We start from the raw sequence: 23470 nt of genomic DNA on the forward strand, positions 1-23470 counted from the left end.
CGTCACCTCACCCCCGGGTCGCCTCGTGGTTGATGCGGGCAGTACCTGCGGGACGGGGCCGAGCTTGTGGCCGATGAGTTCCTCGATGTCCTGGGCGGTGAAGGTGCGGTCGCCCTGGAGGTCGTCGCTGTGTCCTTCCGGGCCTGCCGTGAGGGTGATCTGAGTGAAGGACTCCGTCCGGTGGGGTCGTGGTACGAGAGCTCGCCGAAGTGGGCGAGCCAGAGGACCTCGACCGGCTCGGTGCCGAACGCCCGGCGCAGGACGGGCAGTACGGCGTCCGCGACGCTGCCGAAGTCATCGGTGATGCCCCGGTCGTCGGGGCTGCTCGCCAGTTCGGACACGACCGCGACGACCCGGCCGGTGGTGGCGGAGTGCACGGCCCGCACTAGGGTGTGTGCCCGGCCAGCCCGCCGGTGCCGGCCAGTCGACGATGTCTTCCCAGTACTGACTCCTGCTCGAACTCATGAGTGTTCCTTTGTGCGGTTGGTCAGTGGTGCGGACCCTGATTCCTGGGCTGGTTCGGAAGACGAGGGGGCGTCGAGGGCTGGTGCGCGGGCGGGGGAAGCGGGAGCGGTTGTACCACTGGCCGAGCGCAGCCTGCTGGCAGCGGAGATTCGCACGGTGCTGTCTCCCCCCTGGAAAGCCGGGGCTTGGGCCGGAGGTGCCTGAGCCGCAGCCGGCGTGGAGGGATTGTCTCCCACTTGCCTAAAATCGCCTCGATCGGAGGTGATCAGTCCAGTGACGAGCCCACGTTCGGCCGGTTTTCGGCGTTGTCCCGCCCGATGGAGTAACCGCGACTCGAACTGCTCTGTATGTGCAGATCCTTGATCATTCCCTCTGGAGCCATACGGCCGCCATATATGTCCCGTCCGGCGTCGAACTCCGTGCGCCCGGCCTCTCAGCGAGCGGCGTTCTGCGCAAGGCACTGTTCCAGCGGGACCTCGACGGAGAGGACAACACATTTTTCGTAGCCCTCCCGCTGGAGGTCGGTGAGGAGGCAGGAGTTCTTGAGGGTGGCGTCGTGGAGGAGGTTGTAACCCTCACCGCGCGCCCAAATCTCGAACTGGTCTTGAAGGAAGGCCGATTCGCGGTGTATCAGTGAGGCATCTCCGAGGGGGGGGCAGTTGGCGGCCTTCGGGAAGGCGCATGACCGGAATCGAGTTGCGGCAGGCCGCCATGCTCGAAGATGCCGACCTTGAACTGATCTGGATCCAGTGCGACATAGCCGCTCAGATCCACGCCGTGGACCCGCATCAGCTCCCGGCCCAGCTCGGAGTCCTGACCCCGCCACTGTGCGAAGTTGGATTGCGCGCGCCGCCCTTGCCGACGCCCGGCGCTCCGGCCGTCAGCAGCGCCGCATGGCCATCGCGTGGGAGCCCTTGGCACCTGTCCTTGAACTGCTCCAGTACAGCGAGGTGCAGCCGCTCGCGCTCCGGCTCCCAAAGCTCACCCCGGGCGAAGCGGCTGAAGGTGTCCTGGGGCCCGGGTGAGAGGTCGCCCCCGGGACCCATACGGCGTTGTAGTTCGCCATAGAGAGCCTTGTATCCCTGGTCTGTCATGCGTCGCATGACGTGCGTCGGCGGTGGATCTCCTCCACGTCCTCACGTGTGAGCCGTCCCAGGAGACGCTCTCCGGCCACGACGGACAGCGTGTTGTCCTGGTGGCTGGGCTCGGGATGCGCCTCGTCCCGGTCCTCCACCTCGAAGTGCCAGGACGCAACCGTCCAGCATTTCCTCCCGCAGAATCTCACCTGCGGCGTATCGCCTGACGTAGTCGCGAAGCGATCGCTCCCCAACAGCACTGCAGGACGTCGACCGCGGGTTCCTCGTGCACCAGCTCCCGCACCGCGTCCGGTCGCATGACCTTGTCTTACCAGGACCCCGTATCCTGTGCAGCTCACCTCAACGCTCCTGTCGAACGGGGATATGCAGCCCCGCGTCGTTCTCCCGCGAAGTGAACACATCCGGCGGCGGTTCGTACGCCAGGGTGGTCGACGTCAGTCAGACGTTCATCGGTCGCTCATCGTGTGTGTCTCTTGTCCGGGCGGAGTGACCAGGGATGCAAGCCTGGCTGTCTCCCGTGGTGGAGGGGCGGTGAGATCCCCCGTCCGCCAAGCGTGCACCCAAGGCACCCGGTGGACCTCGATCGCCGAACCGATCACCTTGATGCGCTGGAGCAGTTGGCGGGGCAGGCGCCCCGGCGCGTCCGCGACCAGCACCACGGCGACGAGCTCCAGCCCTGGTGGCTGTTCGCCGCGACGGAAGAGATCGAGCGTCCACGACGCCGCCTGCAGACCGGCCGCGTGTGTACGGGCCACCAACAGGACGGAGTGCGACCTCCCTTGGTCGGGACGGGGCCAAGTGCGCCCTGCGTCGATCCCGCCGAAGACGGTCGCCAGCGTCGAGGCGCCCGCTCCTCCGTGGGCGGCCACCCAGGCCAACCGGGGTGGAGTTGAGGGCGCTTCCGCGGCGAGCGGAGCCGGCGCCGATTGATCGGATGTGGTGACCGGCCCTCGGAGCCAGATCTCCGGTCCGCCCGGGGCGTTCTCCTTCACCGCCAAGTCCCCCTCAAGTTTGATTAACGGTTTACGGTTTGATCATCGCGGATTGGCGGATTGGCGCCACGGGATGCCTTGGGCCAATTCCATGGCCGAATGGTTACTTACGCGAAGGCTGCTACCCCGTGAGACTCAACCGGCCGTATCACATTACAACTTGACGCTGCGGGGAGCGGATGGCGCAGAGCTGGGGAAGCGCCACCCCTTGGGTCGTGGGTGGCGGTATCGCGACGGTCATCGTGCCACTGATCACGATGGTCGGGGTGGGGGGGCGTAGATGACGCCGTTGCCGAAGGGAGCGGCGTCCGCGGTGGCCTCAACACCATACGGTGCCTGCCCAGTACGTCCCGCGGGTTCTCAAGGCCGGTGCGCAGTGTGACGCGATCAACCGGCCGTCATCGCGGCCCAGATCGAGGCCGAGTCCGGCCGGAATCCCAACACCAGGTCACCGGTGGGTGCCGAGGGACTGTCCCAGTTCATGCCCGGAACCTGGAAGACCTGGGGCAGGGACGACGACGGCAACGGCAGCGCGTCGCCGTACGACCCGGGCGACGCGATTATGGCCCAGGGGCGCTACGACTGCGATCTCGCGGAGCGGGTCGAGCGCTATGAGAAGGCCGGGAAGGTGTCCGGCGAGCCCTCGACCTGGCGCTCGCCGCGTACAACGCCGGGCCGGGAGCTGTTGAGAAATACGGCAGCATTCCCCCCGTATACCGAGCCCCGGACCATGTCGCCCACATCAAGTTGCTGATAGCTCCGGCGCCCACCAATGTGCAGAGCGCGGCCGCCGCGTGGCGAGCCGTGCGGGACCCGTCGCAGGGGCTGGCCCTCGGGCGTGAACTGATCGGGCTGTGGAGTGAGTTGGTCAACGACGGCGGCCCGGCCGCAGTCGAGATCCATCAGCTCGACGCGGCTCGCGCCCGCATGGACCGTCTCGCTGAACGCGCACGCGTCTTCGCGGACGACTCCTACACACCGAAGCCCCATGCCCATGGCCAGTGACCGTGACACCCGCCACCGCGTCCGTTCGGCCGGCGTTTTCTAGACTGCCGTTCCTCCCTCCCTCGCCGGTCCAGGCGGAGGACAGCGACATTGCCGAAATGGAAAGAAAGGTAGACATGGGCGAGAGCCGTGACGACGAACCTGTTTCCCGAGAGGACATCCGAGCCGAGTGGCGTGCCATCGTCGAGTCCGGGGAATCCCTGCCGGGATCGGGCCTGGCCGCGCTGAGTGCCCGCATGCGGGCCACCGGGAACTGGCCGGAGGACCTCCGCTCGGCGCCAGTGATCATCGACACGGACATCGGCGGGGATGCCGACGACGCACTGGCGGTCGCGGTCGCGGCCCGTTCCCTGCCGCGGCTGGCCCTGGTGCTCACCAGCGACGAGACCGGACCGGCTGTCGGCTACGGAGCGAGGGCGAGGTTCGCCAGGTTTCTGCTGGACCTGATCGGTCGTACGGATGTCGCGGTCGTTTCGGGTGTCTCCCTCGGGGACACCCGGTACTTCTGTGCGGACGGGCTGGTGCCCGACGAAGTCCCTCGCCAGTCGGCTGACGTGGTGGAGGCGGTGCGCGCCGTGTGTGCGGCCGCGCCGGGGCCCGTGCAGTGGGTCGGCATGGGCCCTCTCAGCAATCTCGCACTGGTTCTGGAAGCCGCCCCCGAACTGGCCTCCCGGCTCCACGTCACCCAGATGGGCGGGGCCCTGAACTACCGCGACCCCAGCCGGGCCGAGCACAACTTCCGACTGGACGTGCCGTCCGTGCACAGGGTCTTCGACGCGGTGGGCAAGGGCCTGCTGCCGACGCCGCATTTCGTCACCTCCGAGGTCACTTTCACCTCGGCCATCGAGATCACGGTCGACCATCCGGTCCACAGGGCCCTTGCCGCACCGGATGCACCTGCCTGGGCGGCCTTGGTGGTGGCACACATGCGGCAGTGGTTCGAACGTTTCCCCCCGGGCACCATCCAGCACGACGCACTGACCCTGTCGGCCGCGCTCCAAATGCCCTTCGTCGAGTTCGACAAGATGCCGGTGGCGGTGGACAGCATCGGGCGCACCACCCGCTCCGAGGCCGGCGGGCCGGTCTGGCTGAGCCTGTCCGCCCGGTACCCCTCCTTCATGCGCTGGCTCTCACAACGGCTGGACCCGGCCTGGAAGCCGTCCGAAGAGGGCACCTGATGACACTGCGCCCCGTTGACGAACTGTATGGCCAGGTGGCCGATGTCCACGCGGCCTACGGCTTCACGGACCCCGCACAGCGGCAGGCGGTCGAGGACGCATATGCGGCCTTCCGCGAGCACAGCGGTCCGTTCATGGTGTCCATCGCCGCGGACATGCTCGACGACCTGCGGTCGGACGTCCGGCAGAACCCGGACAGGGTGATCGCCTTCCTCGGCCGGGACGGCCACAGTCTCGCCGCAGCAGTGCGCGGGCTCGATCCGGAGTTCTTCGACCGGCACTGCCGCGAGGTGGTGGTGTCCAGGGCCGTGGTCGACGCCGCGCTTCAGGACTTGGAGAAGAACGACGGAGCGAGCTTTCCGGAGGCCGATGCCTTCCGCGGCGCCCGCAAGAAGGTGGATCCGGCGGACGTCGACGGTTCGTACCAGCACCTCACGCACTACCTCCGAGCCTCGGGAGTCCCGATGGGGCTTCCGGGTAGTTCGGTCACCGTGGTGGACACCAGCTTCAAGGGCACGGTTCAGGAACTGATGTCCGCGGCTTATCCGCAGACGGAGATCCAGGGCAGGTACGCGTTTCTGGCGCTCTCTCCGGACGACCCACATCCCGAAGCCAAGCAGGGCTACGTCTTGCACCAGGAGCCGGACGCCGTCTGGCAGGGGCTTCCTCAGCCGTATCTGCCGGAGCAGCGTTCGCAGACCTTCGGCAACCAAGGACGCGCTCGGTGTCATCGAAGAGACGTTGCACGGGCCGATGGGCAGTCCCCGGAGCGTCACTGTGCAGGGCCCTCAGCAGTTACCTCAACAGTTGGACCAGCAGCCGCTGGTGGGTATCAATCCGGCGCTCGTCGCGGAGCAGTATCGCGATCCGAAGGTACGCGAAGCCGTCAAGGTGGCCGCCATACTCGCCGTTCATGACAGCGCGGTGGAGGCAGCCCGGATCCGGGATGCTGGGCGCGACTGGAAGGGGGAACTCCAGCAGGCGCGGGAGAAGTTCACCGACCAGGTGCGGTCCTGGGTGTCTCGGGACGGCCAGACCGATGGCAGGCTTGCGGCTGTCCTGGACAGCTTCGCCCGGCGCGTCGACAAGAACGTCGTCAAGGATCTCGACAAGGCACTGAAGCACGCAGGAGTGGACCAGCGGGCGGCCGAACCGTTCTGGCAACGGTTCAGCCAGTTGAAGAGCCTGGAAGAGAAGAAGCAGTTCCTGAAGGACGCCACCACGCCGGCGCCGGGCAGTGGCAAGACACCGCAGGAGCACCTGCGCGGGATCGTGGCCACGTCAGGTGCGTCTTTCTCACCGCAGGCCGGCGGCGCGGGAACGTCGATAAGCAAGGCGGCGGGACTCCACCTCAAGGGAAGGTCTCCGGGGATCTCCGGCTCGCAGAACTCGTCGAACCAGCAGACTGGCAAGACCGTCGGCACCCGGCCCTGGCGGGTGCCCCGGCAGCCCGGGAAACCACCGCCGGGGACCGACAACGGCGGGCCGAAGCGCTGACCGTTCGCCACACAGGCAGAGCCGTAGCCGGGCTTCTGGGACGTGTCTGTGACGCCATGGTGACGTGAACCGTGAGCGAGCCGGGGAGACTTGGTCTCAAGCGTGGGGCCAGTTCCCCGGCACATCAGAGTGAGGGAACAGATGCGTCGACCCAGCCGAGAGAAGAAGCGGGAACAGCGGCACTCGGCGTCTTCGGCCGCCCCGGCGGCGGTGCCGATCGACGTCCGCGTCCGCGCGGCCGGCCCGGGTGCGGGGACCGCGTCGATCGGCGGCGTATCGGTCGCCGCTGCCTACGGCGAGGAGATCCAGGACGCCGTCCTTCGCCACCTCCACCGCATCGCCCGTGCCACCGGTCACCCCGTACACGCCACGGTCCACGATGAGCGGATCGGATACGTGGTGCCGTTGCAGGTGTGCGTGGACGGGGCCAGCCGGTACGCGAGTGAGCCGGTGCGGGTGGGAGAGCCGTGGGGCGCCCCCGTGTCGGTTGCCGAAGGGCCGGTGGGGGCCGCGGTTGCGCCCGCGGTCGTGGCTGAGCGGCCGTCGGAGATTCCGGTTCCAGCAGCGTCGTCGGCCGCACCGCAGTCTCCGCGTCGCGACAAGTCGACCCATGTACTACGCGCCGTACCGGAATCGGCGGCACCGGCTATGTCGGAACGAGCGGTCGAACCCGACGCGGCGCCTGCGCAGCGGGCCGCTCATGGGGTGCGGTACGAGTACGAGGTGCGGCCCGTGCCCAGCCCGGCAGTTGAGCGGTCCGCTTCGGCTGGGGTGGCCTTGCCGGGGCCTGCCCCCGTCATGCCGCCCGCGCCCGAAGCGGCACCTAGGGCCGTGCCGGTGGCTTCCGAAGCCGCATACGTACCCGACCAGTTGGGCGGACCAGAACCGGTCGACCCCGCTGTTCAGCCGAGGCGGGAGCCGAGCACGCTGCGGCTGTCGGCGGCGAAGCCGGCGGCCACGTCGGAGTCGGTCGCTCCTGCGGCGCCGGAGCGACCGAAGCGAGAGCCCCGGACGATGCCGCTTACGGCGGCGAAGCCGGCGGAGTCGGTGCCTGCGGTCGGCGGTGTCCCGCCGTCGACGTTCGTACTGCGCAGGGTGCCGGAACCGAAAGACGGCCCTCTCGCACAGCCGCCCCGCACACCGGACCTCCCTCTGACCCTCCCGGGCATCCCGGTCCCTCCCGACAACACCCCCTTGACACCCGAGTCTGCCCACGGTGAGGCGCCTTTCGAAAGTCCCGTCGCGCCGGTGGAGCCCGAGGCGGCCCAGGACGCGCCCTCGTTCACGGGTACCGTCGCACCCCCAACGGGCGTGTTCGGCCCGGTCACGGAACCGACCCCCAGCCTCGAACTGTCTTCGCCCCCGGCTCAGTCGCCCCCGTCGGCCTGGCAACCGAGCCGAGCCACGGCCCAGACGCCTTCTCGGGACACCCCGAACACCTCGGCACCCGGCCCCATCTCCCTGGAGCCCCGGCCGTGGCCCCCGAACCAGCCCTCGACCCCGGTCCAGGTGCCCGCCCGACCCAGGGATGCCGTTCCGCCCAGTGCCCCGAAGCCGATCTCGTCGGAGCCGCAGTCCTGGCCCCCGGCCGCACCGCCGACCCCGCTGCCCGCCTCCATGCCCGCCGTGACCCCGACCCCGATCCACGAGGCCAACCCGGAAGCCGCGCCCACGTCCCCCCAACCCGCCGACGCACCTCCCGCCCTGGCCCCTCCGGAGGAGTCCGCGTCCGACCCGTACTCCGCTCCCGAGTGGAACATGGCGGCAGAGGACCCCGGTCCGAAGCCCGCCCCGGTGCGGGAGTTCGACTCGGTGGCCGAGGCGGTGCTGGATCCGGAGGAGACGGACGGGGGCGCGCCCTCGCCGTTCGCGGAGCCCATGTCGCGGATCAACGAGGCCGTGAAGGCGGGGCGGATCCAGGAGGCCGCCGAGATGGCCGAGCAGACCGTGGCCCAGGCGACGGCGGCCCTCGGCCCGCAGCACCCCGAGGTACTGCGGCTGCGCGAACTGACCGCCTACATCGCCTACTTGGCCAGCGACGCGCTCAGGTCCTTCCACCTGTCCCTCGACCTCGCGCGCCTCCGGCACCACCTGCGCGATCCCCGTGCCGCGTACGGCAACATCCAGAGCGCGGCGGCGGCCTGGCGCGCGGTCCGCGACCCCCTCCAGGGCCTGCACCTGGGCCGCGACCTGATCGACGTGTGGACCGAACTCGCGGCCGAGGCCGGCCCCGCCGCCGACGACCTGGAGCAGCTCGAAAAGGCCCGCACCCGCATGGGCCGACTGGTCGAACGCGCCCGCGCCCTCGACGCCGCCCCCTACGCGAGGAGCCCACACGCCCATGGCCAGTGACCACGGTCAGAAGATCCAGAACGGGGCTGGTGCGGGGGCCGGTATCGGTGCCGGTGCCGGCACGGTCGGCGTTGCGGCCCGCCGCCGCTCACCGCACAAGACCGCACACACACCTCCCGTACGCCCCCGAGCCGAGGTCTCCTTCAACGAGCTCACCGGCACGATGAGTTGGCGCACCCTCGGGCAGCCGCCGCGCGGAACCCGGCAACAGCACGGCACCGACACGGGCGCCCTCCACCCCCGTACGCCCCCCGGGGCCCCCTGGAGCGCACGCGTTGCCGCCCTCCGTTGCGCCGGGCTGGACCCCTCCCGCGTCCCCGCGAAGGGCGCCGCGCCCATCCCGACGCACCCGGCGGCCGTACGAGCCGCCCTGAGTGTCGACGTTGCGTCCCTCGACCCGGAAGGCGTGCGACGGCACGTGGCCCGGGTCGGCACCCTCCGCTCCCTGTTCACCGCCGACCTCACCCACGGCACCCGGGTGCCCACGGCGGTCGCGTCCCGCCTCCGCTCGACGACGGCCACCCCGGCCCACGCCCACGCCCTCACGGCACACCGTGCCACGACCGTGGCCACCCGCCCGCCGACCCTCCCCACGCAGCAGGGGCCGGCCGCGGGTCCACGCCGCTGACCGACCCCGGAAACGTACGGACGTCGAGACCGCTCTACAGCCGGCGCCCTACTCCGACAACTCCCACACCGCGTACGCCAGCGCGTCCCCGTTGCGGTCCAGGGCCGTGTCGTTGATGTTGGACGTCGTGTCGCAGGAGGAGTGGTAGCAGCGGTCGAACGCCTGGCCGGACGTACCGCCCCACTTGGCGGCCTGCGCGGCGGTCTTCGTGCGGCTCGCGCCGGTGAAGAGGCCGCCTACGGGGACGCCGGCGCTCTTGAACGGCGCATGGTCGGAACGGCCGTCGCCCTCGGTCTCGATCTCGGTGGCGACGCCGATGCCCGCGTAGTAGTCCTTGAAGGTCTGCTCGATGGCCGGGTCGTCGTCGTAGACGAAGTAGCCGGGGTTCGGCGAGCCGATCATGTCGAAGTTGAGGTAACCGCTGATACGGGCGCGGTCGGCCGCCGGCAGGTTGTTGACGTAGTAGCGCGAACCCACCAGGCCCAGCTCCTCCGCGCCCCACCAGGCGAACCGCAGGTGTTTCGTGGGCCGGTAGTCCGCGCGGGACACAGCCAGCGCGGCCTCCAGTACGGCGGCCGAACCGGTGCCGTTGTCGTTGATGCCGGGGCCCGAGGAGACGCTGTCGAGGTGCGAGCCGGCCATCAGGACCTGGTCGCTGTCGCCGCCGGGCCAGTCGGCGATCAGGTTGTACCCGGTACGGCCGCCGGACGTGAAGGACTGCACGGTCGTCGTGAAGCCGGCCGCGTCGAGCTTGCCCTTCACATAGTTGAGGGAGGCCGTGTAACCGGCGCGCCCGTGCGCCCTGTTGCCGCCGTTCGCGGTGGCGATGGACTGGAACTGGGTCAGGTGGGCCTTGACGTTGGCGACGGGAAGGTCGGGCGCGGCGGCGGCCACCGGCTCGGCGGCAGGGGCCGCCCCGGCTATGGACCCCGTGGTGAACAGCGTGGCCACCGCGACGGCTACGGCGACCGCGGCACGCCCGGTGACCGGAACGGTGACTGGAACAGAGAGCTTCATGTGGGGGGCTCCGAATTCCAAGGACCCACCACGGGGCAGCGCAGTTGGCGTGTCCATGGCGAATCCGGGTGAATGAGGTGCCTGGATGGTGCGGGTGGGGTTGACTCTCCGTCAAGAGCGGTATTTGGACAGGGGAGTACGCATACCGGAGGGTCAGGTGAACGTGAGGTGTCCCGGACGTCCGTTCAGGACTTCGCGTCGGCCGGTGCCGCCGGTGCAACCGCCACGGCTGTCGCCTCCGTCGCCCCCAACTCCTCCAACCGCCCCCGAGCCCCCCGCGCCGTCCGCAGCGCGTCCCACGTCAGCAGCGACAGCGCCAGCCACACCAGCGCGAAGCCCGCCCACCGCTCCGGCGGCATATCCTCACCGAAGTACAGAACCCCCAGCAGGAACTGGAACACCGGCGCCAGATACTGCAACAACCCCAGCGTCGACAGCGGCACCCGAATCGCGGCCGCCCCGAAACAGACCAGCGGAATCGCGGTCACCAGGCCGGTCGAGGCGAGGAGCAGCGCGTGTCCGACGCCCTCCCCGCCGAAGGTGGAGTCCCCCCGCGACCCCAGCCACAGCAGATACCCCAGCGCGGGCAGGAACTGGATCGCGGTCTCCGCGGCGAGCGACTCGACACCCCCCAGGTCGACCTTCTTCTTGACCAGCCCGTAGGTGGCGAAGGAGAAGGCGAGGCAGAGGGAGATCCACGGCGGCCGCCCGTACCCGACGGTGAGGACGAGGACGGCCGCGAAGCCGACGCCGACCGCCGTCCACTGCACGGGGCGCAGCCGCTCCTTCAGGAGCAGGACGCCGATGGCGATCGTGACGAGCGGGTTGATGAAGTACCCGAGCGAGGCCTCGACGACCTGCTCGTTGTTCACGGCCCAGATGTACACGCCCCAGTTGACGGTGATCACCGCCGCCGCGACCGCGACCAGACCGAGCCTGCGCGGCTGCCGCAGCAGTTCACCGGCCCAGGACCAACGCCGGAGCACCAGCAGCGCGAGGCCGACGAAGCCGAGGGACCACACCATCCGATGGGCGAGGATCTCCACCGATCCGGCGGGCTGGAGCAGCGGCCAGAAGAGCGGGACGAGCCCCCACATCCCGTACGCCGCGAAGCCGTTCAGCAGGCCTATCCGGTGCTCGCTCCTCGACTCCGCCGCCACGGCCCCCTCCTCCTTCGCCCCGGGCGCCGCGCGCTCGCGACCCCAAACCCCACGAAGGTAACGCCGAAAGCCCCCGGCTGTCATACCCGTATCGCGATACGGTCATGACAGCCGGGGGTCGGCACCCCGAGGGGGAGTTCGGGGCCGGCCACCGGGGCGCACGGCCCCAATGCTCAGGGTCAGGCCTTCAGCGCCGCCGCGATCGAGTCCGCGATCGGCGTGGTCGGGCGGCCGATCAGACGGTTCAGGTCGCCGCTGGAGACGACCAGTTCGCCCTTCTCGACGGACGCGTCCACGCCCGCCAGGATCTGGGCGAGCCCCTCGGGCAGCCCGGCGCCGGTCAGGATGCCGGCGAAGGCCTCGACGGTGACGGCGTTGTTCGCGATCTCCTTGCCGGTCTGCTTGCCGATCTCGGCCGCGTACTCGGCGAAGCTCCAGGCGACGTCGCCACCGAGCTCGTACGTCTTGTTCTCGTGGCCCTCACCGGTCAGTACGGCGACCGCGGCGGCCGCGTAGTCCGCGCGGCTCGCGGAGGAGACCCGGCCCTCACCGGCGGCGTGGGTGACGGCGTTGTACTCCAGCACCGGCGCGAGGTTCTCGGTGTAGTTCTCGTGGTACCAGCCGTTGCGCAGCAGCACGTACGGCAGACCGGAGGCGAGCAGCGCCTCCTCGGTGCCACGGTGGTCGTCCGCCAGCGCGGCGGTCAGGGTAACCGGCGCGCTGGTGTACGCGAGGAGCGCGGCACCGGCGGCCTTGGCGGCGTTGATGACGGCCTTGTGCTGGCCGACGCGGTCGTTGCCGACCTCGCTGCCGGAGATGAGCAGCACCTTGTCACCGGCGGAGATGACGCCGTCGAAGGTCTCGGGGCTGTTGTAGTCGGCGACGGCGATCTTCACGCCGCGCGCCGCGAACCCGGCGGCCTTCTCCTCGCTGCGGACGACGGCGACGATCTGCTCGGCCGGAACCTTCTCCAGCAGTCCCTCGATGACGAACTTGCCGAGGTGTCCGGTGGCTCCGGTGACGACGATGCTCATGGTGAAAACTCCTCCAGGGGGCGGGTGCGGCACTAACCCTAGAGGAGGCGCTAACTCATCGAAAGTACCCACTTTGAAGTAAGGTACTGGCATGGCCGTAAGCAAGCAGTCGACTCAGTCCGTGAGCAAGTACGAGACGGACCCCGTCGAGGGCATGTGCCCCCACCGCCTGGTCCTGGAGCACGTCACCAGCCGCTGGGGCGTCCTCGTCCTGATCGAGCTGCTGGAGCGCTCGTACCGCTTCAGCGAGCTGCGCCGCACCATCGGGGGCGTCAGCGAGAAGATGCTCGCCCAGACCCTGCAGACCCTGGAACGCGACGGCCTCGTCCACCGCGACGCCAAGCCCGTCATCCCGCCCCGCGTCGACTACTCCCTCACCGCCCTCGGCCGCGAGGCCGCCGAGCAGGTACGCACGCTGGCGGCCTGGACCAAGGACCGCATCGACGACGTACAGCAGGCGCGCGAGGCGTACGACGAGCAGCGACGCCGTCAGGCGGACGAGCAGCGGCGCCAGGCGTACGACGAGGCCCGGGCCTGACCGCGACCCGGGCCTCGGAACACGCAAGGCACACGCAGACTGCTCAGCCGACAACCGTCCAGGTGTCCCCACCCGCAAGCAGCGCCGACAAGTCACCCTTGCCGAACTGCTCGATGGCGGTGTCGAGTTGCTCGGCCATCTGGGTGTCGTAGACAGGCCGTTCGACGGACCGGAAGACCCCGATCGGCGTGTGGTGGAGGGTGTCCGGGTCGGCCAGCCGGGAGAGCGCGAAGGCGGTGGTCGGGGACGGGGAGTGCGCGTCGTGCACGAGCACCCGCGCCTCGTTCTCCTCGGTCACGGTGACGACCTTCAGATCGCCGGTCAGCTCGTCCCGTACGACCCCCCGTGACCCTCTCCCACTCTCGGCTTCGCTCGAGCGGGAGGTGCCCCCATCCCCGAACCGGATCGGCTTGCCGTGCTCCAGCCGGATCACGGCCTCCTCGGCTTGCTGCCGGTCCTTGAGGACCTCGAAGGCGCCGTCGTTGAAGATGTTGCAGTTCTGGTAGATCTCGATGAGCGCCGTGCCCGGATGGGCGGCGGCCTGCCGGAGCACCTCGGTCAGATGCTTCCGGTCGGAGTCGACGGTCCGGGCGACGAAGGACGCCTCCGCCCCGACGGCCAGCGACACCGGGTTGAAGGGCGCGTCCAGAGAGCCCATCGGCGTCGACTTGGTGATCTTCCCGACCTCCGACGTCGGGCTGTACTGGCCCTTGGTGAGCCCGTAGATCCGGTTGTTGAAGAGGAGGATCTTCAGGTTGATGTTGCGCCGCAGCGCGTGGATCAGGTGGTTGCCGCCGATGGAGAGCGCGTCCCCGTCGCCGGTGACGACCCACACGGACAGATCCCGCCGCGAGGTCGCGAGCCCGGTGGCGATGGCCGGCGCCCGCCCATGGATGGAATGCATCCCGTACGTGTCCATGTAGTACGGGAAGCGGGACGAGCAGCCGATGCCCGAGACGAAGACGATGTTCTCCTTGGCGAGGCCGAGCTCGGGCATGAAGCCCTGAACGGCGGCCAGGATCGCGTAGTCGCCGCAGCCGGGGCACCAGCGCACTTCCTGATCGGACTTGAAGTCCTTCATGGACTGCCTGGCCTCGGCCTTGGGCACCAGGGAAAGCGCCTCGATCGCGCCGCCGCCCGTACCCGAGCCTTCCGTGGACGTCTCAGCCATCGATGGCCTCCTTGAGCGCCTTGGCGAGCTGCTCCGCCTTGAACGGCATACCGTTCACCTGGTTGTAGGAGTGCGCGTCGACCAGGTACTTCGCCCGGACGAGCGTGGCGAGCTGCCCGAGGTTCATCTCGGGGATCACCACCTTCTCGTAACGCTTCAGCACGGTGCCGAGATTCCGCGGGAAGGGGTTGAGATGCCGCAGATGGGCCTGCGCGATGGACTCCCCGGCCGCGCGCAGCCGCCGTACGGCAGCGGTGATGGGCCCGTACGTCGACCCCCAGCCCAGCACCAGCGTCCGCGCTCCGTCCGGGTCGTCGACCTCCACATCGGGCACATCGATCCCGTCGATCTTCGCCTGCCGCGTCCGCACCATGAAGTCGTGGTTGGCCGGGTCGTACGAGATGTTGCCCGTGCCGTCCTGCTTCTCGATGCCGCCGATCCGGTGCTCAAGACCCGGCGTGCCCGGGATCGCCCAGGGCCGGGCGAGGGTCTGCGGGTCGCGCTTGTACGGCCAGAAGACCTCGCTGCCGTCGTCGAGCGCATGGTTCGGCCCCTGGGCGAACTGCACGGTCAGATCCGGCAGCTCATCGAGCTCGGGGATCCGCCAGGGCTCGGACCCGTTGGCCAGATAACCGTCGGAGAGCAGGAAGACGGGCGTCCGGTAGGTGAGGGCGATCCGGGCGGCCTCGATGGCGGCGCCGAAACAGTCGGCCGGCGTACGGGGCGCCACCACCGGAACCGGCGCCTCCCCGTTCCGTCCGAACATGGCCTGGAGCAGATCCGCCTGCTCGGTCTTGGTGGGCAGCCCCGTGGACGGCCCACCCCGCTGAATGTCGATCACGAGCAGCGGAAGCTCGAGCGAGACGGCGAGCCCGATGGTCTCGGACTTGAGCGCCACACCCGGGCCACTCGTGGTCGTCACTGCCAGGGAACCCCCGAAGGCGGCCCCCAGTGCGGCCCCGATGCCGGCGATCTCGTCCTCGGCCTGGAAGGTCCGCACACCGAAGTTCTTGTGCTTGCTCAGCTCGTGCAGGATGTCCGAGGCCGGGGTGATCGGATAGGACCCCAGGTAGAGCGGCAGATCCGCTTGCCGGGAGGCGGCGACCAGCCCGTACGAAAGCGCCAGATTCCCGGAGATGTTCCGATACGTGCCGACGGGAAAGGCGGTGGAGGCCGGCGCGACCTCATAACTGACGGCGAAATCCTCGGTGGTCTCCCCGAAATTCCACCCGGCACGGAAGGCGGCGATATTGGCCGCGGCGATATCCGGCTTCTTGGCGAACTTGCCCTTCAGGAACTTCTCGGTTCCCTCGGTCGGCCGGTGGTACATCCAAGACAAGAGGCCGAGCGCGAACATATTCTTGCTGCGCTCGGCCTCCTTGCGGGTGAGGTCGAATTCCTTGAGTGCCTCGACAGTGAGAGTGGTAAGCGGCACCGGATGAACACTGAACCCGTCCAGCGACCCGTCATCCAGCGGACTGGTCGCGTACCCGACCTTCTGCATCGCCCGTTTGGTGAACTCATCCGTGTTGACGATGATCTCCGCACCGCGCGGTACGTCGCCGATGTTGGCCTTCAGCGCCGCCGGGTTCATGGCGACCAGCACGTTCGGCGCGTCACCCGGAGTGAGGATGTCGTGGTCGGCGAAGTGCAGCTGGAAGCTGGACACACCCGGGAGGGTGCCGGCAGGGGCGCGGATCTCGGCGGGGAAGTTCGGCAGGGTCGACAGATCGTTCCCGAAAGACGCCGTTTCGGACGTGAAACGGTCACCGGTGAGCTGCATACCGTCACCGGAGTCGCCAGCGAACCGAATGATCACCCGATCGAGTCGACGGACGCCCTTCGTCCCCGCCGGATTGCGCTGTTCCTTCAGTTCTCCCAAAACGGCCTCGTCGGCCTGCTCCGCTGGGCTGCTGACCTGGCTGGTCACTGAACTGGACCTCCCTTGAGGCGGCTGTCCGGGAACGGCCGTCCCGCCGGCCTTCCCAAGACCAACCCTACGTCGGCGAGACCGATCTTCCCCGGGCCCTTCAACTGATCGATGATGGTTTGAGACTGCCGGACGCCCTGACTCATCATGATTCTCGGCATGCTTTACGCCCCCTGCGACTGCTCCTGAAGACGCTCCCCGATGATTGTCGGTTCTGGTACTGGACGAATGCTTGATTGCTCCTGGGAACCCACTGACCCGGAGAATCCACCAACCCGACGAACCCGCTGACACTGCGAACGGGGCCATCTGACAGCCTGTCAGAGGATCAAGAGTTGAGGTAGGTGAGGACCGCCAGAACACGCCGGTGGTCGCCGTCGCTCGGGGACAGGCCGAGCTTCAGAAAGATATTGCTGACGTGCTTTTCCACGGCACCGTCGCTCACGACGAGCTGCCGCGCGATCGCCGAGTTGGTCCGCCCCTCCGCCATCAGCCCCAGCACCTCGCGCTCCCGAGGGGTGAGCCCCGCGAGCACGTCCTGCTTCCGGCTCCGCCCGAGAAGCTGCGCGACCACCTCGGGGTCCAGCGCGGTACCCCCGCGGGCCACCCGCACCACCGCGTCCACGAACTCCCGCACCTCGGCGACCCGGTCCTTCAACAAGTACCCGACGCCATGACTGGACCCGGCGAGCAGCTCGGTGGCGTACCGCTCCTCCACGTACTGCGACAGCACGAGCACCCCGAGCTCCGGATGTTGCTTGCGCAGCTGCACGGCGGCCCGCACGCCTTCATCCGTATGCGTCGGCGGCATCCGCACATCGGCCACGACGACATCCGGCAGATCCCCCTGCGCGGCGAACTCCGTGATCGTCTTGATCAGCGCGACCCCGTCGCCCACCCCCGCGACGACCTCGTGCCCCCGGTCGGTCAACAGCCGCGTCAGCCCTTCCCGCAGCAGCACCGAATCCTCGGCGATGACCACCCGCACCCTGTCCTCCACGATCCCGTCCCCCCACAGCACCACACCCAAGCCGCCGACCACCCTGGCCCGACCCGCACAACACCATCAGCATTCCAGCAACCGAATGCCGGGGCGCTCCGCCAACGCGATTCCGAAGGGAATGAGCTACGAGGAGCGGGGGAGTGGCTGGTTGTCGCCGGTGCGGGCCGGTTGCATGCCGGTGCGCGGGGAGGGGAGCCGGGGTGGGTGGGGCGGCGGCAGGCGGGGAGCCCAAAGACCGCTCGGGGGAGCTCAAGGATTGGTGGGGCCCCAGGCTTGGTGGGGGACCTCAAGGAATCCGTGGGGCCCCAGGCTTGGTGGGGGAGCCCAACGAATCGGTGGGGTGGGAGGGCTCAGGAGTCGGTGGGGACGAGCGGGTAAAGCCGGCGGAGATTCGGGCGGGCGAACTCAGCCGGGGAGTCCGCCGCCCTCGGCGCCTCGGCCGGCGGCCCGGAACCGGCGTCGAACGCGACGGGCCGGACGCAAGGCGCCCGCAACCTCAGCGAGTGTCCGAGGCCGCAGCGCGTGCAATCTCTGCGGGGGGCCAGGGAAGCGGGGGGACCCGGAAACTTGGCGGGGGTCCAGGGGGCGCAGCGCCCCTGGCGGGGTCCGGGGCGGAGCCCCGTGTCGGTACGGGGTCGAAGGGGCGGCAGCCCCTGGATGGGGGTCCCCCGCTCGAGCGGAGCCGAGAGTGGGGGAGGGACGGGTAGGGGCGGCGGGGGCGAGAAACTCCCGCCTGCACCCGATCGACGGCCGGACAACCCCGAGGCGCGCCCAGAGCCAGAACCCTGGACGCGCCAGCCGAAACAACCGGCCCCCCATCCGCGCTCCACCCGCCAGCGCAACCCTCCCCCAGCCCTCACCCCGCCCGCAGCGACGCCCTCACGCCCGCCAAGGCAACTCCGCGGTCACCCGAGTAGGCCCCCCAACAGGCGAGTCAACGACAAGAATCCCGTCAACCGCCCCCAGCCGCTCCGCCAACCCCGCCAACCCGGACCCACCCCCGACATCCGCGCCCCCCACCCCGTCATCGATGACCTGAAGCATCAGCCGGTCATCCACCTTCCACACATCCACGGTCGCCCGCGAAGCGCCCCCCGCATGCTTACTCACGTTCTGCAACAACTCCGACACCGTGAAGTAAGCGATCCCCTCGATCGCCGGCACGGGCCGAGCCGGCAACTCCACATCCACCACCACCGGCACCGCACACCGCGAAGCCACAGCGGACAACGCCGCATCCAGCCCCCGATCGGTCAGCACCGCCGGATGAATCCCCCGTGCCAGATCCCGCAGCTCCTGCAGGGCGGTCTTCACCTCACCATGCGCGTCCCCGACCATCCGCGCCGCAGCCCGCGGATCCTCCGGCAGCTTCTCCTTCGCCAACCCCAAATCCATGGCCAACGCCACCAGCCGAGCCTGCGCCCCGTCATGCAGATCCCGCTCGATCCGCCGCAGATCAGCGGCAGCGGCATCAACGACAACCCCCCGATCGGACTCCAGCTCCACCACCCGCGCCCCCAGCCGCGAAGGCCCGAGCAACGCGACGACCATTCCCCGGTCGACCATCGTCAACCCCCGCACGATCCACGGCGTGGCCATCGTGAACAGCAGCCCCACCAGCGCGGTCACGGTCACCTCAAACGGATTGTTGAGATACACGGCGTGCGTCTCGTCCCCGTACAACTGCAACCCGTCCTGCCCGGCCCACACGGGGAACACCCAGAACCACAGCGGATACGTCAGCAGCGTCCACCCGTACGCCCAGAAGGTCACGGCCACTACGAACGAGAACACCGCCCACGGAAACTGCACCACCGCGTACAACAGCTGCCGCCAGGACGCCCCACTCCGCAGTACGGCCCCCATCCACGCCATCACCCCGCGCCCTTTGGGCCGCAACGGCTCCGGCTCGGCGACCCGCACCCCCAGCAGCGCCCGAGCCCGAGCCCGCTCCACTGCCCCGAGCCCGCGACACCCGGCCAGCCCCGCCGCCAGCACCGGCACGCCGAGAAACGTGATCAACAGCCCGGCACCGACCGACAGCATCGTCACGGCGTACGTGAACATCACGACCCCGATCGGCAGCCCCAGCACCACATACCCGAGCTCCCGCCAACTCCGCCCCTCGAACGGCGCCCGCACTCCCGCCGGCACCCGATGCCGCCGTTCCCCGCCCCAGCTCTCGTACCCATGTCCATACTCGGTGGCCATTGACGCCGTCCGTTCTACTCGTCCCGCACTCCGGATGTCGTACTCCCACCCTGCTGGCCCCGGACCCCCCGAACCATGGAGCAAGTAGCCGTCTGCATACGGGGGTTTTCCCCACCCCAGCCATGACGACCACGACGGCGGGCCAGCCGCAAGCCGACGGAAGGGGCCGTGCCGGTACGTCATGCCCGTCGCGTAGAGCGGCCCAGAAAACCCCAGCCCATCAACCCCGAGCAGTAGGGCACCAAGCGACGGGCAGACGTACCGACACGGCCTCGCGTCCTCCACTGGCAGCACGCGCCCTGGCCCAACCGCCGGAGGCATCCCGCACCAAGCGACGGGCAGACGTACCGACACGGCTCCGTGCCCTCCACCGGCAGCACGCGCCCCGCCCCAACGCCCTGCACCCAGCCGGCCTCAACCGCCGGAGGCACCCCGCCCCCGCCAAGGCAACTCCGCCGTAATAGTCGTAGGCCCCCCAACAGGCGAGTCGATCACAAACAGCCCATCAACCGCGTCCAACCGCTCCGCCAGCCCAGCGATCCCCGTCCCCCCGTCGACCCCAGCCCCTCCCCGCCCGTCATCCCAGACCTGAATCAACAGCCGATCGTCCGACCGCCAGACATCCACCGCCGCAGACCGCGCCCCACTGTGCTTGCTCACGTTCTGCAACAACTCGGACACGGTGAAGTAAGCGATCCCCTCAATGGCAGCAGCAGGCCGCTCCACCAACTCAACGGTCACCTTCACCGGCGCAGTACACCGCGAGGCCACCGCGGACAGCGCCGCATCCAGCCCCCGATCGGTCAGCACCGCCGGATGAATCCCCCGAGCCAGATCCCGCAACTCCTGCAGCGCCAGTTTCACCTCCCCATGCGCCTCCGCCACCATCGAGGCAGCCGCATCGGGGTCCTCCAACAGCTTCTCCTTGGCCAGCCCCAGCCCCATCGCGAGATTCACCAGCCGAGCCTGAGCCCCGTCATGCAGATCCCGCTCGATCCGCCGCAGATCAGCGGCAGCGGTATCAACAACAACCCCCCGATCCGACTCCAGCTCAGCGATCCGCCGCTCAAGCTCGTCGGACGGCGACAACAGCGCCCGCACCATCACCCGATCCACATTCGTCAGCCCCCGCACCACATACGGCAGCACGGGCCACGCCACGAACAACCCCACCAGAGTGATCGTGAACGTGGCGACCCCCCACGGCATCCGGATCAGCTCATAAAGCATCGACCGCCAACCGACCGGATCCTTCACGCTCATCCACACCTGCGCGAAGAACCCCTCCCCACCACCCCGCAACGGCAACGGACTCGGCTCGTCCACCCGCACCCCGAGCAACTTCCGAGCCCGTATCCGCTCCAGCCGCCCCAACTGCCGCGCACCCATCAGCGCGGCGGCGAGCAACGGGAAACCGATCACGGTCAACGTGAGAAACACACTGGTGAACAACGCCGTCATCACATACGTGAACCCCAGCAGCGCCAACGGCAGGTTCACCAGCAGATGCGCGATCTCCTTCCACGTCCGCCCCTCGAACGCGAAGCACGGCGGCGGCAACGGATCGGAGGGCGTGTGACGGGAGGGCAACGGCCGACCGTACGGCCGTCCTGGCCCGGTCGAGGAGGAGTACGGAGCGGTCATACCCCCACCCTGCCCGGCGGCCCCCGACCCGCGCCATGAGGCGGACCGCCCTGATCCCCTGGGGAAAACCCCACCCTCAAGGCAAACCCACCCACCGCAGCGCCCGCCCCGCCCCTCTCCACACGGGCGGCGACGGAAGGCGGGCCCACCCCCCCGCATGCCGACCCGTGACGACCTGCTTACGGTCTCTTTAGCAGGGCCTAGACTCCCGTGCGTACAGATCGTCGAACAGCGGCGTATGTATGGCGCACGCATCGCGCGTACGTACAGGTCGCCAGGTCAGGGAGCGAGGGACGGACGTGCCGGAACCGACCGTGACCGCCGCGGCGGAGGACGCGCAGTACATCGTGGCGGCGGACTACTTCCAGTCCTACTCGGTGGTCGGACTGCTCGCCGCGATCGGCGTGCTCTTCGTGGCCATCGCCTTCGGCGCGGGACGCCTGCTGCGCCCCGAGGTCCCCACTCACGAGAAGCTCCTGACGTACGAGTGCGGAGTCGACCCGGTCGGCGAGGGCTGGGCCCACACCCAGGTCCGCTACTACGTCTACGCCTTCCTCTACGTCATCTTCGCCATCGACTCGATCTTCCTCTTCCCCTGGGCGACGGTCTTCGCCGCCCCCGGCTACGGCGCGACGACGCTCGTGGAGATGTTCGTCTTCCTCGGCTTCCTGGCCGTGGGCCTGCTCTACGCATACAAGAAGGGCGTCCTGACATGGACGTGACGCCAAAAACCAACTCGCCGGAGCCCGCCGCCGCGGCCCCCGCGGAACCGGAACCGGTGCTGCTGCCGGAGCCGAAACGGCTGGGCGCCCTCGCCCGCCTCGCCCCCGAGCCGATGAAGGTGATCCTGAACTGGGGCCGCCGCTACTCGCTCTGGGTCTTCAACTTCGGCCTCGCCTGCTGCGCGATCGAGTTCATCGCCGCGTCGATGGCCCGCCACGATTTCATCCGCCTCGGCGTCATCCCGTTCGCGCCGGGCCCCCGCCAGGCCGACCTGATGGTGGTCTCGGGCACGGTGACGGACAAGATGGCCCCGGCCGTGAAGCGCCTCTACGAGCAGATGCCCGAACCGAAGTACGTCATCTCCTTCGGCGCCTGCTCCAACTGCGGCGGCCCCTACTGGGACTCCTACTCCGTCACCAAGGGCGTGGACCAGATCATCCCCGTGGACGTCTACGTCCCCGGCTGCCCACCCCGCCCCGAGGCCCTCCTCCAGGGCATCCTCAAACTCCAGGAAAAGATCGCCCGAGAATCCCTGGGCGACCGCTACGGCACCTCAACCCCCACCCCCCCTTCGACGACGGCCCTGCAAAGCGCCCTGGTAAAGCCCCCGACCCCCACATCAGGCACCCGCCCAGCCAGCGGCACCGGGGAGGCCGACCGATGACCGGCTGGCTCCCCTCCCCCGCCGAGGAACTCTTCGGCCCCGAAGCCACGGCCGAGGAGTCGTACGAGGTGCTCACCGTGGACGTCCCGCCCACCTCCTGGACCCAGGCCTTGCGCACCGCTCACTCCACCCTGGGCTGCACCTACTTCGACTGGCTGAGCGCGGTCGACGAACCCGGCACGGGCTTCCGAGTCTCGGCCCATGTCGTCGCCCTGAACCCGGTCCGACGCCTCCTCCTGCGCACCACGGTCCCGCACGAGTCCCCGGTCCTGCCCACCGCGGTCGACGTCTACGCCGGCGCGGCCTGGCACGAACGCGAGACCCACGAAATGTTCGGCGTCCGCTTCGAGGGCCACCCCGCCCTGGACCACCTCCTCCTCCCCGAGAACTTCGAGGGCCACCCCCTCCGCAAGGACTTCGTCCTGGCCGCCCGCGTGGCCAAGGCCTGGCCGGGCGCCAAGGAACCGGGCGAATCCGAACACGGCGGCCCCAAGCGCCGGCAAATGCTGCCCCCCGGCGTCCCCGACCCCAACGAATGGGGCCCCTTGAAGGGCCAACTCCCTCCGGCCCCCACCCGCCCTGCCCGAGGCACCGGCCCCCGCGCAGCAACCGGCGAACGCCCGCCCCGCCGCACCGCAGCAGAGGGCTCCGCGACCCAGCCCCCGACCACCACCCCCGCACCCCCGCGCCGCACCCGCACCACCGCCGAGGGCTCAGCAACCCAACGCACCCAGCCCCCGATCCCATCCGAGCCCACGATCCCCGAAGCCCAGCCGACCCCCGGCGAACAGCCCGCTCGCCCCGACCGAACACGCCCCACCGGACCCCGCCGCGCACGCACCGCGTCGGATGGTTCAGCGAGCCAGCGCCCCACCCCACCCGAAGCCCCTGCCTCCGGCGACCAGGCAGCAACCCCCCGCCCCACCCCCCGCAGCACGGACGCCCCCTGGCACCACGCCCGCCCAGCCTTCGAGGAACCCGAGCCCACCCCGAAACCGAAGCCGACCCCGAAGGCTGAACCGCCCTCGGAACCCGAGCCGACCCCGAAGGCCGACCCCACCCGGGGAGCAGACCCCACCCCGAAGCAGCCCAACGACACCCCCGACCCCGACACCCCCGACCCCGACACCCCCGACCCCGACACCCCCGACCCCGACACCC

At 69.5% G+C, this 23470-nt stretch carries 24 protein-coding genes; 13 read left to right on the top strand and 11 right to left on the bottom strand.

The genetic code is table 11. The features are described from left to right. Positions 1 to 188: 188 nt before the first annotated feature. Both F3T56_RS17380 and F3T56_RS17385 read left to right on the top strand, forming a co-directional pair. Positions 189 to 389, top strand: a complete 201-nt coding sequence (locus F3T56_RS17380) for a hypothetical protein (RefSeq protein WP_149826078.1) — start codon at positions 189 to 191, stop codon at positions 387 to 389. 425 nt (positions 390 to 814) lie between these two features. After that, a complete protein-coding gene (locus F3T56_RS17385) occupies positions 815 to 1102 on the top strand; it encodes a hypothetical protein (protein WP_149826079.1) in 288 nt (95 codons plus the stop codon). 906 nt (positions 1103 to 2008) lie between these two features. On the opposite strand, the gene F3T56_RS17390 is transcribed toward F3T56_RS17385, so the two are convergent. After that, the gene (locus F3T56_RS17390; protein WP_172638990.1) at positions 2009 to 2554 is read right to left on the bottom strand and encodes a DUF6668 family protein; all 546 of its coding nucleotides are present in this window, start codon (positions 2552 to 2554) and stop codon (positions 2009 to 2011) included. Between the two features lie 412 nt (positions 2555 to 2966). On the opposite strand from F3T56_RS17390, the gene F3T56_RS49295 reads away from it, so the two are divergent. From F3T56_RS49295 to F3T56_RS17415, 5 genes are all read left to right on the top strand, one after another. Next, the gene (locus F3T56_RS49295) at positions 2967 to 3308 is read left to right on the top strand and encodes a lytic transglycosylase domain-containing protein (RefSeq protein ID WP_281291853.1); all 342 of its coding nucleotides are present in this window, start codon (positions 2967 to 2969) and stop codon (positions 3306 to 3308) included. Then, positions 3302 to 3559 carry a hypothetical protein gene (locus tag F3T56_RS17400; RefSeq protein WP_246203670.1) on the top strand — a complete coding sequence of 86 codons (258 nt, stop codon included), beginning with the start codon at positions 3302 to 3304 and terminating at the stop codon, positions 3557 to 3559. The genes F3T56_RS49295 and F3T56_RS17400 overlap by 7 nt, the downstream gene beginning before the upstream one ends. A gap of 116 nt (positions 3560 to 3675) precedes the next feature. Further along, positions 3676 to 4737: a nucleoside hydrolase gene (locus tag F3T56_RS17405; RefSeq protein ID WP_149826081.1), complete on the top strand. Its 1062-nt coding sequence runs from the start codon at positions 3676 to 3678 to the stop codon at positions 4735 to 4737. Beyond that, positions 4737 to 5654: a hypothetical protein gene (locus tag F3T56_RS17410; RefSeq protein ID WP_149826082.1), complete on the top strand. Its 918-nt coding sequence runs from the start codon at positions 4737 to 4739 to the stop codon at positions 5652 to 5654. The genes F3T56_RS17405 and F3T56_RS17410 overlap by 1 nt, the downstream gene beginning before the upstream one ends. Then, a complete protein-coding gene (locus tag F3T56_RS17415; RefSeq protein WP_149826083.1) occupies positions 5545 to 6234 on the top strand; it encodes a hypothetical protein in 690 nt (229 codons plus the stop codon). The genes F3T56_RS17410 and F3T56_RS17415 overlap by 110 nt, the downstream gene beginning before the upstream one ends. A 902-nt stretch (positions 6235 to 7136) precedes the next feature. Here F3T56_RS17415 and F3T56_RS47865 read toward each other — a convergent pair. Next, positions 7137 to 7373, bottom strand: coding sequence for a hypothetical protein (locus tag F3T56_RS47865; RefSeq protein WP_246203663.1), 237 nt, complete (start codon positions 7371 to 7373; stop codon positions 7137 to 7139). A gap of 228 nt (positions 7374 to 7601) precedes the next feature. Beyond that, entirely contained in the window at positions 7602 to 7853 is a 252-nt protein-coding gene (locus F3T56_RS47870; protein ID WP_246203664.1) for a hypothetical protein, read from the bottom strand. A gap of 7 nt (positions 7854 to 7860) precedes the next feature. Between F3T56_RS47870 and F3T56_RS47875 the strand changes: the two genes are divergently transcribed. Both F3T56_RS47875 and F3T56_RS17425 read left to right on the top strand, forming a co-directional pair. Next, positions 7861 to 8586: a hypothetical protein gene (locus F3T56_RS47875; protein WP_342786949.1), complete on the top strand. Its 726-nt coding sequence runs from the start codon at positions 7861 to 7863 to the stop codon at positions 8584 to 8586. Then, entirely contained in the window at positions 8576 to 9214 is a 639-nt protein-coding gene (locus F3T56_RS17425; RefSeq protein WP_246203665.1) for a hypothetical protein, read from the top strand. The genes F3T56_RS47875 and F3T56_RS17425 overlap by 11 nt, the downstream gene beginning before the upstream one ends. Positions 9215 to 9262: 48 nt before the next feature. Here the strand turns inward: F3T56_RS17425 and F3T56_RS17430 are convergent, their stop codons facing one another. The 3 genes from F3T56_RS17430 to F3T56_RS17440 all read right to left on the bottom strand — a co-directional run bounded on the left by F3T56_RS17430 (position 9263) and on the right by F3T56_RS17440 (position 12425). Beyond that, positions 9263 to 10231 (bottom strand): M28 family metallopeptidase, encoded by a 969-nt coding sequence (locus F3T56_RS17430; RefSeq protein WP_149826085.1) that lies wholly within the window; start codon positions 10229 to 10231, stop codon positions 9263 to 9265. A gap of 185 nt (positions 10232 to 10416) precedes the next feature. After that, positions 10417 to 11391: an EamA family transporter RarD gene (gene rarD, locus F3T56_RS17435; RefSeq protein ID WP_246203666.1), complete on the bottom strand. Its 975-nt coding sequence runs from the start codon at positions 11389 to 11391 to the stop codon at positions 10417 to 10419. Between the two features lie 179 nt (positions 11392 to 11570). Next, positions 11571 to 12425, bottom strand: a complete 855-nt coding sequence (locus tag F3T56_RS17440; protein ID WP_149826087.1) for an NAD(P)H-binding protein — start codon at positions 12423 to 12425, stop codon at positions 11571 to 11573. Positions 12426 to 12516: 91 nt separating this feature from the next. On the opposite strand from F3T56_RS17440, the gene F3T56_RS17445 reads away from it, so the two are divergent. Next, positions 12517 to 12963, top strand: coding sequence for a winged helix-turn-helix transcriptional regulator (locus F3T56_RS17445; protein ID WP_149826088.1), 447 nt, complete (start codon positions 12517 to 12519; stop codon positions 12961 to 12963). A gap of 43 nt (positions 12964 to 13006) precedes the next feature. Here the strand turns inward: F3T56_RS17445 and F3T56_RS17450 are convergent, their stop codons facing one another. The 5 genes from F3T56_RS17450 to F3T56_RS17470 all read right to left on the bottom strand — a co-directional run bounded on the left by F3T56_RS17450 (position 13007) and on the right by F3T56_RS17470 (position 20922). Then, on the bottom strand, positions 13007 to 14134 hold the full coding sequence (locus F3T56_RS17450) for a 2-oxoacid:ferredoxin oxidoreductase subunit beta (protein WP_149826089.1): 1128 nt from the start codon (positions 14132 to 14134) through the stop codon (positions 13007 to 13009). After that, positions 14127 to 16064 carry a 2-oxoacid:acceptor oxidoreductase subunit alpha gene (locus F3T56_RS17455; RefSeq protein ID WP_149826090.1) on the bottom strand — a complete coding sequence of 646 codons (1938 nt, stop codon included), beginning with the start codon at positions 16062 to 16064 and terminating at the stop codon, positions 14127 to 14129. Before F3T56_RS17455 ends, F3T56_RS17450 begins: the two co-directional genes overlap by 8 nt. Before the next feature lie 328 nt (positions 16065 to 16392). Then, positions 16393 to 17052, bottom strand: coding sequence for a response regulator transcription factor (locus F3T56_RS17460; protein ID WP_281291854.1), 660 nt, complete (start codon positions 17050 to 17052; stop codon positions 16393 to 16395). Between the two features lie 894 nt (positions 17053 to 17946). After that, positions 17947 to 19278 carry a sensor histidine kinase gene (locus F3T56_RS17465; RefSeq protein ID WP_149826091.1) on the bottom strand — a complete coding sequence of 444 codons (1332 nt, stop codon included), beginning with the start codon at positions 19276 to 19278 and terminating at the stop codon, positions 17947 to 17949. A gap of 414 nt (positions 19279 to 19692) precedes the next feature. Beyond that, the gene (locus F3T56_RS17470; RefSeq protein ID WP_149826092.1) at positions 19693 to 20922 is read right to left on the bottom strand and encodes a sensor histidine kinase; all 1230 of its coding nucleotides are present in this window, start codon (positions 20920 to 20922) and stop codon (positions 19693 to 19695) included. Between the two features lie 299 nt (positions 20923 to 21221). On the opposite strand from F3T56_RS17470, the gene F3T56_RS17475 reads away from it, so the two are divergent. From F3T56_RS17475 to F3T56_RS17485, 3 genes are all read left to right on the top strand, one after another. Further along, the gene (locus F3T56_RS17475; RefSeq protein ID WP_149826093.1) at positions 21222 to 21644 is read left to right on the top strand and encodes an NADH-quinone oxidoreductase subunit A; all 423 of its coding nucleotides are present in this window, start codon (positions 21222 to 21224) and stop codon (positions 21642 to 21644) included. Beyond that, positions 21635 to 22309: an NADH-quinone oxidoreductase subunit B gene (locus F3T56_RS17480; RefSeq protein WP_149826094.1), complete on the top strand. Its 675-nt coding sequence runs from the start codon at positions 21635 to 21637 to the stop codon at positions 22307 to 22309. The genes F3T56_RS17475 and F3T56_RS17480 overlap by 10 nt, the downstream gene beginning before the upstream one ends. Then, positions 22306 to 23470, top strand: a 1165-nt coding sequence (locus F3T56_RS17485; RefSeq protein ID WP_149826095.1) for an NADH-quinone oxidoreductase subunit C, incomplete at its 3' end; no start/stop codon positions are given. The genes F3T56_RS17480 and F3T56_RS17485, both read left to right, overlap by 4 nt.

Source organism: Streptomyces tailanensis, assembly GCF_008386495.1.
Lineage (GTDB): Bacteria > Actinomycetota > Actinomycetes > Streptomycetales > Streptomycetaceae > Streptomyces > Streptomyces tailanensis.